This window comes from Flavobacterium sp. XN-5, assembly GCF_008033395.2.
GTDB lineage: Bacteria > Bacteroidota > Bacteroidia > Flavobacteriales > Flavobacteriaceae > Flavobacterium > Flavobacterium hiemivividum.
The window spans coordinates 153707-165405 of record NZ_VOGZ02000009.1 but is presented as its reverse complement, the minus strand read 5'-3'; the positions used below and the strand labels follow the sequence as shown (position 1 = coordinate 165405).

Sequence of the window (11699 nt, the reverse complement as noted above, 5' to 3'; positions counted from 1 at the left end):
TTTAGGAATACAAATATCTAGATTTTAATATTTCCCCACAACAATATGTATTGATCCAATAAAACGAAGATAGGAATGGCTGTGGAATTGTTATTTGTCTTTATTCTCATAGTAAACTGTCGGCGTTAAAGTTTTATAATTATAAATGAAAATCCTTTAAAATTAATATCATGACATTATTACAAAAGACTAATCTGATTGTTTTTACAGTTATAGCATTATTTCTGAATGCAAATTTAATTGCACAGAATAACATTAATGCTAAAACATTTTATAAACACGATAAATATCTTTCGTCTGATAAAATGGAAGGGAGATTTCCAGGAACAAAGCAAAGTAATAAAGCGGCCAGATATATTAAAAGACATTTTAAGAGATATGGTATGGAAAAATTCGATAAAAATTATTACCAATCGTTTAAATTATTTGTTAAGCCAGGTATAAATAAGATGAAATCTGACACTGTTACCACTCAAAATGTGGTTGGATTTATAGAAGGGTCGGATGATGTGCTTAAGAAGGAATTTATAGTCGTAGGAGCTCATTATGATCATTGGGGATGGGGAGGAAAAGAATCTGGAAGTAAAATAAAGGATACAGTTGCAATTCATAATGGAGCAGATGACAATGCATCGGGTGTTGCAGCCTTACTTTCAATTTTAGAAGAATTATCAAATTCTAAAAACAAACCCAAAAGGAGCATCATTTTCATTGCGTTTAGTGGTGAAGAAGAAGGATTATTGGGTTCTAAATATTTTGTAGATCATCTACCAGTTGATAAAAGTGCGGTGAAGGTGATGTTTAATATGGATATGGTAGGTAGGTTAAATGCAGAAAAGCAATTGTATATGGGAGGTGCTGGAACGTTTCCTGGTGGTGTGGAATTGATGAAAAGGTTGACAATGGGAAGTGGACTAAATCCGATTATTCATGCGGGTGAAGTTGGAGGTTCTGATCACGTTTCATTTTATAAAAGTAATATTTCGGCTGTAGGTTTTCATACAGGTGGGCACCCACAATATCACACGCCTGAAGATGATATTGAGTTTATTAATAGCGAAGGTGGTGCATTGGTCTGTAAATACATATACAATGCTCTAATTGAAATTGCTAACTATCAGCAACCGTTGTATTTTATTAATCAAAATTAATGAAGCTTTATAGTTGTTAGCTTTTTGAATTTTGATTGAAAATCCGAGGTCTTGCTATTTGACTAGTTTGATAGTTATTGCGTATCTATATGCTTTAACAACTATTTTAATACCAATAGAAGCTTGAGTTTCTATTGGTATTAGAATAGTGCTAGACAAGTTCAGAATGTGACTGCATTGATTTAATTGGAGGTTGAACATAATAACCAACTTATTCTACTATGATATAGATTTAAGTTCAAAGTGTCTTATTTGGTCTCTAAATTATAACGGTGACTCTAAGAGAGATCAAAAAATGTTTCAGATATAAAATAATTGTCTCTATCCGTGATAAACACGTGAAGCAACTATTTTATCCTCTCTTATGTTGAGTACTTCTGCTATAAACATTTCTTCTTCTCCTTCTACTGTTCTCGTATATTCCATAAAAATACGATCACCGTTTGCTGTAAGGGAGGTTACCTTATAATTCAAACTTGGTAGTCTATTGAATGCATCTTGCCACCATTCTCTAAGCGCTTGCTTGCCTTTAACAAGGCCATTTGTTTCTGGATGGCGTATTTTTAGTTTAGGACTAAAATGCTCTGCATCGTCGTCGTAAAGCGATAATAGCTTCTCTAATTCTTTATTGTTAAACGACTCAAACCATTTAAAAGCGATTGATTGTAATTTTTCCGGCGTCATGGTATTTGTTTTTTCTATTTAATTAAAAAAATCCCCTTCGTTTGACACGAAAGGGATTTTAATGCAATAATTTCAATGAAGAATTATACGTTCTTCAAGTTGATAATTTCTTGATCTGTAAGCAATCTCCAGTTTCCTCTTGGTAAGTTTTTCTTAGTCAAACCTGCAAACGATACTCTGTCAATTCTTAATACATCATAACTAAAATGTTCAAAAATAGAGCGAACTACTTTTACATTTGATGATCTTAATTTTAGACCTATTTCGCTTTTAGCTTCTCCTTCAATATAGCTTATGTCTTCTACAAAAACACGGTGTCCGTCAAGAGTTAAGCCTTTGTTGATTTTTTCTAAATCTTCAAATTTTAGGTTTTTGTCTAAAGATACGTGGTATATTTTAGATGATTTTTGACTTGGTAAAGTGAATTTACGCAACATGTCAGTATCGTTTGTAAACAATAAAAGACCTGTCGTGTTCTTATCCATTCTTCCTACAGCTCCAATTTTTGCCGTTGTAGACCCTTTTACTAATTCTAAAACATTACGAAATTCTTGACCTTCATCAAGAGCTGTCGTGAAGTTTTTAGGTTTGTTTAATAAAATGTAAACTTTTTTCTCAGGAGTTAAAACTGCTCCGTCAAAATTCACTACATCACCCGGTTTAACCATGTATCCCATTTCGATAACAGGAATTCCATTTACTTTTACGTTACCAGATTGAATGTAAATATCGGCATCACGACGTGAGCAAGCACCAGAATTGGCGATATATTTATTCAAACGAATTTCGTCTTTAACTTTAGGTCTTTTAGGTGCCTGATTCGGTTTTTTTTCAACCTTGTCAGAAACTACTTCTGCAACTTTAGTGTTTATTTTTACTTTTTTTGGCCCTTGTGCCCTTTTTTGCATCGCAGGTTTTGGCTTATTAGAGCTAGGTCTAGAACTCGTTGGTCTAGCACCGCTTTTTTTATTATTGCCTTCCTTATTATTCATAATATTCCATAATTTGTGCAAAGATAGTATTTATATTATTGCTAATCGATATTTGCTAATTATAATACGGTAACTATCTAATTAAGAAGTTCTTGTTTTGTTTCTTGGGAGCTATTTAGCTACGCTGAATCTTCGATGTCCCGCTTTCCACTGTATCTTTTTATCTTGAACATGTTTGAGAATCCTGAAACATGTTCAAGATAAAAAGGATGCCGTTACAAACATGGTTCACTGAACTCCAATTAAAATAAATATATGTGAAGTAATCGGGGCTAGTAAAATATAAAAATCAGGTTTTGTCAAATTGATTTTTGCTTAAATAAGCAATAGGAGTTTTTTTCCGCTCCATAAAACGGTGGGATTAATCAGGACGATGCAAAATACACCAGAGACAATTAAGAATTTAAGGACGTTATGAAGTAATAAATATTGCTCTTTTCTAGTGGACTTCCATAAGTAAAGAAGAAAGAAAATTAAGATAATCAAACACATATAAAAATAAATGTCCATATAGCCTACATCATAAATTTCGATAAGTACATACACAGGAAATATGGTTAGGGCAGTGAGTGCTGTGATGATTTTTTTAGAAATCAATTCGCCATAGACAATAGGAATTGTCTTGTAATCATTAGCTAGATCACCTTTTATGTTTTCTAAATCTTTGATCATTTCTCTAATGAGTAATAGCAACGAAAGGAAGCTAGCATGTGCAAAAATTACGGCAAAATGCCCTTTGTAGTTCTCGATTTCTTCAAAAGAAAGATTGTTGTAGTAATGCAATAATATTGCAAAAAATGGAATGACTGCTAATAAAGCTGCGGTGAGGTTTCCTACTGCGGGATATTTTTTTATTTTGTGGGAGTAAAACCAAATCAAGAATATGTACGTTGAAAAGAATAGAAAAGCACGCCAAGATATTATTAGTGCCGTTAAGGCTACTATAAAATTCAATGTAAAGTAAACGTTGAGCTTTGTTTTCTGACTTACAAGTCGGTCCAGCATGGATTTGTTGGGGCGATTGATCAGATCTTTTTGACTATCATAAAAATTGTTGATGATGTAGCCTGAAGCAATGGTTAATGATGAAGCAAAAATAAGAAGGAATAAATTGAGATCTAGTAGGATTTCAAGTGCTCTTTTTTCGGGAGCCAGAATAAAGATAGCGGAAAGGTATTGCGCCAAAATAATAATTGGAATGTTGTATCCTCTAACTACAGAGAATAAACTTACGATCTTCATTATTAAAAGCTTTTGCTTTCTACTTAACATCTTACTGTATTAAAAAGATGAAAGCTTAAAACCACGAAGAGTTTTAAGCTTTTAATTTATTTTTTAGCGCTAATTAAAATTGGTATACTACCTCTAATTTATAGTCTTTCAAGGATAGTTTTGCGCGCTCTAAATCTTCGGTGAAACCCAAGATATAGCCGCCACCACCAGAACCACATAGTTTAAGGTAATAATCATTAGTGTCAATTCCGTTTTGCCATATAGCGTGAAATTGTTCTGGTATCATCGGTTTGAAATTATTTAAAACTACGCTTGATAGTTTTTTAGTATTCATAAACAATGCTTTCATGTCGCCGCCTAGGAAATTTTCTACACAAGCATCAGTATATTTTACAAACTGATTTTTCAACATCGTGCGAAATCCTTTGTCTTTTAGGTTTTCCATGAATATGGTTACCATTGGAGCCGTTTCTCCTACAATTCCTGAATCTAACAAAAATACAGCGCCTTTTCCATCCAAAGTTTGATTCGGAATGCCAGTAGCTTCAATGTTGTCTTTAGAATTGATTAAAATAGGAATACTCAAATAGCTGTTTAAAGGATCAAGTCCTGAACTTTTTCCGTGAAAAAAGCTTTCCATTTGAGAGAATATATTTTTTAACTGTAATAATTTATCTCGAGTTAAATTTTCAAGAACAGTAATTTTATCCTGAGCATATTTATCATAAATAGCGGCTACTAGAGCTCCACTACTACCCACACCGTAACCTTGTGGAATGCTGGAATCAAAATACATTCCTGTTTCGATGTCACTTTTTAATTCAGCTAAATCGAAAGTAACCAATTCCGGTTGCTCACGCTGTAAGGTTTCAAGATAATCAGCAAATCGTTTTAAGCTTGCATTAGATGCAATAGCTTCTGGTGATGGATCTTCATTTCTTTTCAATGCACCGTTATAAAAACTATAAGGGATTGATAGGCCTTTAGAGTCACGAATAATTCCGTATTCTCCAAAGAGTAGTATTTTTGAGTAAAATAAAGGTCCTTTCATTGATTTGATTGCTAGGTTAATGCCTGAAAATAGATTTGGTACGTAAATGTAGTAATTATTAAGCTAACTGAATAGCTCCATTTCCAATTTCGTCACAAATGTACTGCCCATTTTGGCAAAAGCCAACTAATTCGTCCTTAATAAATTGCAAAACTTTCTCGCTAACGTTTTCGGGATATAAAACATGTACGTTTGCTCCGGCATCTAGCGTGAAACAAACAGGAATTTTAGTGTCAGTTCGGAATTGCCAAATCGTGTTAATTATCTGCAAGGTGTTGGGCTTCATCAATATAAAATACGGCATCGAAGTCATCATCATCGCGTGCAAAGTCAAGGCTTCACTTTCGACCACTTTTATAAATTCTTCTAAGTTTCCGCTTTCAAAAATAGCATTTAGTTTGTCTAGATTTTCGTGTGCTTGCTCAAAACGTCTTTCAGCGTAAGGATGCGCGTGCATCAAGTCATGACCTACAGTACTCGAAACTTGTTTTTCGCCTTTGTCGACTAATAGGATTGTGTCTTGGAAATTCTTGAAATTACCGTGAATGGCATTTGGAAATTCGACTCCGTATAAATCTGAACTTCCTTCAATATTTGCTTGGTTTCCCCAAACTACAACTTGTCCTTTTACGCTACGACAAGCGCTTCCAGAACCCAAACGCGCCAGTAAAGATGCTTTTTGGTAAAAATAAGCTTCGGTCATTTCAGGATTTAAGGCTTTTTCTAAACTCATTAAGTTCATTGCCAGAGCCGCCATTCCTGATGCGGATGATGCAATTCCAGAACTATGCGGAAAAGTATTTTCGGTATCGATCGTAAAATGATATTCTTTCAAAAATGGCAGGTATATTTCGATTCTCTCTAAGAATTTCTGGATCTTCGGTTTGAAATCTTCTTTTGGTTTTCCTTCGAAAAGTAAATCAAATGAAAAAATATCTTGCTTTTCTTTTTTGGCGAAAACCAATTTAGTAATCGTTTTACAATTATTTAAAGTAAAACTCACCGATGGATTTGCCGGAATCTGATTGTCCTTTTTTCCCCAGTATTTTCCCAAGGCGATATTGCTGGGAGCGCTCCACTGGAAACTGCCACTTTCTATAGTTTGAGAATATGCTTTCGGAATAAAATCGTTTGCTGTCAACATGAAATATAAAATTTACGCAAAGATACTTTTTTGATTTATAGCTTCCATATTTATTTTTTTAATAGGAGCTGTCGTAATGCTAAATCTTATAATCTTGTCATCCGACGAAGGAGGAATCTTCACAAGCGGCTCAGTTCACGGAGATTTTACCTCTGTCGGAATAAATGATACTCCGTCTTTATGTTTTGACAGAATTTAAGGTTGTTTTTTATTTCATTGTATACTTTTAACTATTTTTGTAAGAAATAGAAAATAAAATGAATAAGATTACCAAAATACTTAGCGTCGTTGTAACCTGTCTTGTGATTGGTTATTTTTCTGGAATTGTAACACAGTCTGCGATTACAGATTGGTATCCAACCTTAATAAAACCAAGTTTTAATCCGCCAAACTGGATTTTCGCACCCGTATGGAGTATGTTGTATGTAATGATGGGAGTAGCTGCAGGACTAGTTTGGGACCGTATGGATTCCAATAAAGAAGTGGTAAAGAAAGCTTTGATTATTTTTGCAATTCAACTCGCACTTAATGCTTTGTGGTCGTATTTGTTCTTTGGGTTGCACAATCCTATGTTAGCGGGTCTAGAAATTATTATTCTATGGTTGGTAATTTATGAAACCTATCTTCAATTTTCGAAAATTAATAAAATCGCAGCTTATTTACTTATACCGTATTTGGCGTGGGTGAGTTTTGCGATGGTATTAAATGGCAGTATTTGGTGGCTTAATAAATAGTATTCCCTTAACCCCCGAAGGGGAATAATACAGTTTGCAGTTTTTGTAAATTGCGTGTATAACATATACGTTAGCTATAGTAGTAGTTTGTTTTTGATGCTTTAGTTGTTTTCTTACAATCTCAATTTTTTAAATTCTACATTTTTAGTAATTAAAAAATCCATTGTACTTAAAGTGTTATTGTTTGCTACAACTATCTTTGAATTTGGATCTGTTTCACAAAATTGAAGGAACAGCTCTATTTCATCAGCTTGTAGCTTTAAAGTTTCAAGATAGAATTTTTGATCGTAGCTGTTTTTTGCTAGTGTAGAAAATGCAATTTCAGGGAGTGCTTTTTTTACTTCCTCTTTTTCTTTTTTAAGTAGACCTAAAAGCATACCACCAATGCGCATCAAATTCATTCCGTTTTCAATTGTTCCCATATTAACACCAGTAACTTTCAGAGCACCTGCATTTTTTTCTGTTGCATATTGGTCGATTTTCATTTGTTCCCATTTTGTATCCTTACTTAATTTTATAGTGGGCAAATTAGTGATTAGTACCTCATTTAATTCTTCTGCTTTCAGAATTAATTCAACGACTAATTCGTCTTTTGTGAATAGTTTAGGGTTGATTGTGATTTTTTTTACTTGATGTTCTTTCGATACAAATACCAGCACATCATTGGTTTTTGCATTGATCGAAAATTCTCCATTACTATTAGAGACCGTAAGTATTTTTGAATTTGCGTTTATAATTTCCACATTCGGAATTGCATAATTATTAAATACAACTTTGCCTTTAATTGTTTGTGAGAAGCTAAATTGAGAAGTGAATAAAATTAGTGCGCTGAGTAGTTTTATTTTCATAAGTTTCGAATCTAATAACTTGATAGTAAATTTATTAGATTCGTCTTAATGAAAACTTAGTAAATATGTAAATTCTTGTTAATTGATTGTTTCTTTCCTATTTTGTGAGTGCAGTAAAGTTTTTAAGTACTAAACTTAGTTGCAAGTATTATTTCCTTAAAGGTAGGCTGAACAGTAAATACTTGCAACTGCTCACTAAATTGCATTAGCCAATATAAACCCACTTGTCCATGCATTCTGGAAGTTAAATCCGCCGGTAATTGCATCTATATTTACAATCTCCCCCGCAAAATAAAGGTTTTCGTGTAGCTTGCTTTCCATGGTTTTGAAATTGATTTCTTTTAAATCGATTCCGCCAGCGGTGACAAATTCTTCTTTAAAAGTGCTTTTCCCATTTACTTGAAAAGTTCCTTTGGTCAACTGATTGGATAGATTTTGCAATTGCACTTTCGAAAGATCAGCCCATTTTGTTACGGCTTCGATTCCGGAGGCGAGCACCAGACTTTCCCACAAACGATTTGGGAAATCGAAATGAGATTTCTTAGAAACTGCTTTTTTAGCGTGTTCTTGTTTTAAGTCTTTTAATATTTTTTCGGCTTCACTGGTTTCTATATCATTAAGCCAATTCACAAAAATGGTAAACTGATAATTTTTGTCATGTAAAATTCGAGCTCCCCAAGCGGATAATTTCAAAACTGCTGGACCGCTCATTCCCCAATGCGTAATCAATAGTGGGCCTGTAGAAGTCAGTTTAGTGTCTTTTACTTTAACGGTAACTTGTGCCGCCACGCCTGGCAATTCCTTTATTCGAGAATCTTTGATGTTAAAGGTAAATAGGGAAGGGACAGGGCTCACAATCGCGTGACCATAAGTTTGTAGCATTTCCCATACTTTTGGGTTGCTTCCCGTTGCTAAAATTAATTTTTCAGCGATATAATTTTCGTTTTGGGTTTCTATTTTCCATAAGGCATCTTTCTTGAAAATAGATTGTACGCTTTGTCCTGTCAAGACTTCGATTCCTAGTTTTTGAGTAGCAGTAAGAAAACATTCGATAATAGTTTGTGACGAATTAGAAACGGGAAACATACGTCCGTCGTCCTCGATTTTTAGCTCTACCCCATGTTTTTCAAACCATTCTATAGTGTCTCCAGAACAAAATTGATGGAAAGGACCACGGAGTTCTTTTTCACCACGCGGATAATATTTCACTAATTCGTTTGGTATAAAACAGGCGTGAGTAACATTACAACGACCTCCGCCAGAAATACGGACTTTTTGAAGTACTTCGGCACCACGTTCTAGGATAGCTACTTTTAACTTTGGGTTTTTCTCTACAATATTGATTGCAGTAAAAAAACCTGCTGCTCCACCACCTACTATTATTATATCAAAATTTTGATTCATATTCTTTCTGGAAAATCGCTTATGATTCCGTTTACGTTAAATGATTTTATTTTTTTTATGTCTTCGGGCTCGTTGACTGTCCAAGGGAAAACTTCGAATCCTTTTTCCTGTAATCGTGCCGTGTTCTCGGCCGTTAATAAATGGAAATAAGGATGAATTGACTTTGCCTGAATAAATTTGGCGAAAGCCAGAGTCAAATCTAAATCTTTCTCGGTCAGTACACCAATAGGTATTTCCCCGTTCAAGAGCGCCACTTGTTGCAGGGCTGTCCAATCAAAACTAGAAACCACAAATTGGCTGTAATTCCAATGTTTTTCGACTATAAATTTTTCGATTAAATCAACTACTTTATCAGCAGTGTCAAAGCTTTTCAATTCAATATTAACATCACAACGTTGATCAATGAGGTTTAATACTTCGGTTAAAGTGGGGATGCTCTGGTCTTTTTCTATCTTAAAGCGTTTCAATTCCAGCAATGAGAATTGGTTTACAGCGCCTTTACCAGTGGTTGTTCGGTCAACTGTCTCGTCATGGATGACCATTAATTCACCGTCTGCACTCAAATGTACATCCAGTTCAACGCGATCTACATGTAGGTCAATTGCTTTTTGGAAACCAATAAGGGTATTTTCAGGTTCATGACCTTTGGCACCGCGATGACCTATTTTGAACATTCGATTGATTTTTTACAAAGGTAGCTAAAATAAAAAAGCACGGACCGGAATCGATTCGTGCTTTTTCTATAACAATGGATATTTATCTTTTTTCTAATAGTACAATGTCAAAATCAGTTTTGATTTTAACTAGGCCTTTCGAGACTTCTACGACTTTTCCAGAATAAGCATCTCTTAGACGGGTTCCATCTGCGAATACTGCCGAAACTTCCAGTACTTTTCTTCCGATAGGTAAATCTAATCCAATAAAAACTTCGTCTTTATAATTTCCATTCGAATAGCTTCTTGAAAAAGTATAAGGTTGTGCTGAAATTTCTTTGTGCACACCAGCACCTACGGCAGGATGGTTTTTGCGAAATTTCCCTAGTTTTCTATAATGTGATAATACTTTTTTTGTCTCAGGATTTACTTTTATGTCATCCCAATTCATAAACGAGCGCAAAGTTGCGTCACCTTGTGTTTCTTCAATGACCAAAGGACGGGCACTTTCATCACCATAATATACCTGAGCAACTCCGGGAGAAAGCAGTAATTTTGTAGCCGCTTCGATAGTTTTGGTTCTTTTGGCATCAAATGGTGCGCCGTCATCATGAGACGATAAATAATTCGTGACACTATTTCCTTTCAATTCCCCATTTAGAATCGCAGAATATTTTGAAAAGATAAATTCATAGTCTTTTTGGGCGTCATATTTAAATTCGAAATTGATCATGTTGTTAAAACCATTTTCGAAATAGTTGACTTTTTTGTCTCCAAAATCGAAGTTTTTGCCAGAACTAACATTATAATTATAGACTTCGGCGATAGTGAAAAAAGGATTGTTGTCTAACACTTTTGTAGGATTGTTTTTTTTCCAAAGAGCAAAAGCGTAATCACTCTGCGTTTTAAAATCAGCCCAAACACTTGCTTCAGTATGTTTGACTGTGTCAGCGCGGTAGCCATCAATTCCATAATCAGCGATGTAATCCGTAAGCCATTTTATGATGTAGTATCGAGGTGTTTTTGGGTAGCCAGTTCGTTTGAAAAACGCATTCAACTCTTCCATTTCTTGATCGTATCGTCCTTCCTTTTTCCATTTTTCAATTAAAAAAGGAGGAAGATCCACGTTCTGTGTACTTTCTGTTCTAATGTCAGGAAGATTAGCTACTAAGGTACATTCCGTTGTGTTTTTATAATTCTGGTAGTCACAAACAGGACCAGTTCGTACCCAGTAATTCGGCCACACCGTATCTGTTTCAGTAACTGGACCAGTATGATTAATAACACCATCAAGAATAATTCTTATTCCGTGTGCGTGTGCTTTTTTAACTAGGTTTGCTAAGTCTTCTTTTGTTCCAAAGTTAGGATCTAATGCCGTCCAATCTCTTGCCCAATACCCGTGGAAGCCATAACTTAATCCAGTTCCTTCGTCTACAGCATCATGAATTTGTTCGACTATTGGGGTAAACCAAATGGCATTTATTCCTAATTTGTCGAAATAGCCTTCCTCAATTTTATTTGTGATTCCCTTGATATCTCCGCCTTCAAAACCGCGTAGTTTGCCTGCAGTTTTGTTTCTGTCGAAATTGATATCATTCGATTTATCTCCATTGTTGAAACGATCAGTCATTAAGAAATAGACCGAAGCCGCTTCCCAAACAAAGGGTGCTTTTTGAGTAGTTTTTTTTTCTAGTACTGTTTGAGTTGTGGTGCAACTCGCAAAAATGGATAGGCTTAACAGTAATAATGCTTTTGAATACTTTTTCATTATGGTGTAACTGATTTTTAAATGTTGTTATTACAGC

Annotated in this window: 11 protein-coding genes; 2 read left to right on the top strand and 9 right to left on the bottom strand. The window is 34.6% G+C overall.

Annotated features, from left to right (window positions below):
* Nucleotides 1–170 precede the first annotated feature (170 nt).
* Nucleotides 171–1151 carry a M20/M25/M40 family metallo-hydrolase gene (locus FQU23_RS14335; RefSeq protein WP_147674427.1) on the top strand — a complete coding sequence of 327 codons (981 nt, stop codon included), beginning with the start codon at nt 171–173 and terminating at the stop codon, nt 1149–1151.
* Between the two features lie 321 nt (nt 1152–1472).
* Here the strand turns inward: FQU23_RS14335 and FQU23_RS14330 are convergent, their stop codons facing one another.
* The 5 genes from FQU23_RS14330 to FQU23_RS14310 form a co-directional block, all read right to left on the bottom strand.
* Nucleotides 1473–1835: a nuclear transport factor 2 family protein gene (locus FQU23_RS14330; protein WP_147674426.1), complete on the bottom strand. Its 363-nt coding sequence runs from the start codon at nt 1833–1835 to the stop codon at nt 1473–1475.
* A gap of 83 nt (nt 1836–1918) precedes the next feature.
* Nucleotides 1919–2827 carry a pseudouridine synthase gene (locus tag FQU23_RS14325; protein WP_101138384.1) on the bottom strand — a complete coding sequence of 303 codons (909 nt, stop codon included), beginning with the start codon at nt 2825–2827 and terminating at the stop codon, nt 1919–1921.
* Between the two features lie 315 nt (nt 2828–3142).
* Entirely contained in the window at nt 3143–4099 is a 957-nt protein-coding gene (locus FQU23_RS14320) for a geranylgeranylglycerol-phosphate geranylgeranyltransferase (RefSeq protein WP_147674425.1), read from the bottom strand.
* A 73-nt stretch (nt 4100–4172) separates the two neighbouring features.
* On the bottom strand, nt 4173–5111 hold the full coding sequence (locus FQU23_RS14315) for a mevalonate kinase (RefSeq protein WP_132113172.1): 939 nt from the start codon (nt 5109–5111) through the stop codon (nt 4173–4175).
* 58 nt (nt 5112–5169) lie between these two features.
* A complete protein-coding gene (locus FQU23_RS14310) occupies nt 5170–6255 on the bottom strand; it encodes a diphosphomevalonate/mevalonate 3,5-bisphosphate decarboxylase family protein (RefSeq protein WP_147674424.1) in 1086 nt (361 codons plus the stop codon).
* 257 nt (nt 6256–6512) lie between these two features.
* On the opposite strand from FQU23_RS14310, the gene FQU23_RS14305 reads away from it, so the two are divergent.
* Complete coding sequence (locus FQU23_RS14305) at nt 6513–6989, top strand: TspO/MBR family protein (RefSeq protein WP_147674423.1); 477 nt, start codon at nt 6513–6515, stop codon at nt 6987–6989.
* 113 nt (nt 6990–7102) lie between these two features.
* Here the strand turns inward: FQU23_RS14305 and FQU23_RS14300 are convergent, their stop codons facing one another.
* The 4 genes from FQU23_RS14300 to FQU23_RS14285 all read right to left on the bottom strand — a co-directional run bounded on the left by FQU23_RS14300 (nt 7103) and on the right by FQU23_RS14285 (nt 11662).
* The gene (locus FQU23_RS14300; RefSeq protein ID WP_147674422.1) at nt 7103–7837 is read right to left on the bottom strand and encodes a carboxypeptidase-like regulatory domain-containing protein; all 735 of its coding nucleotides are present in this window, start codon (nt 7835–7837) and stop codon (nt 7103–7105) included.
* Nucleotides 7838–8032: 195 nt separating this feature from the next.
* Complete coding sequence (locus FQU23_RS14295; protein ID WP_147674421.1) at nt 8033–9241, bottom strand: NAD(P)/FAD-dependent oxidoreductase; 1209 nt, start codon at nt 9239–9241, stop codon at nt 8033–8035.
* On the bottom strand, nt 9238–9915 hold the full coding sequence (locus FQU23_RS14290) for a glycerophosphodiester phosphodiesterase (protein WP_147674420.1): 678 nt from the start codon (nt 9913–9915) through the stop codon (nt 9238–9240). Before FQU23_RS14290 ends, FQU23_RS14295 begins: the two co-directional genes overlap by 4 nt.
* Nucleotides 9916–9997: 82 nt before the next feature.
* Nucleotides 9998–11662, bottom strand: coding sequence for an alpha-amylase family glycosyl hydrolase (locus FQU23_RS14285; protein WP_147674419.1), 1665 nt, complete (start codon nt 11660–11662; stop codon nt 9998–10000).
* Nucleotides 11663–11699: the final 37 nt, after the last annotated feature.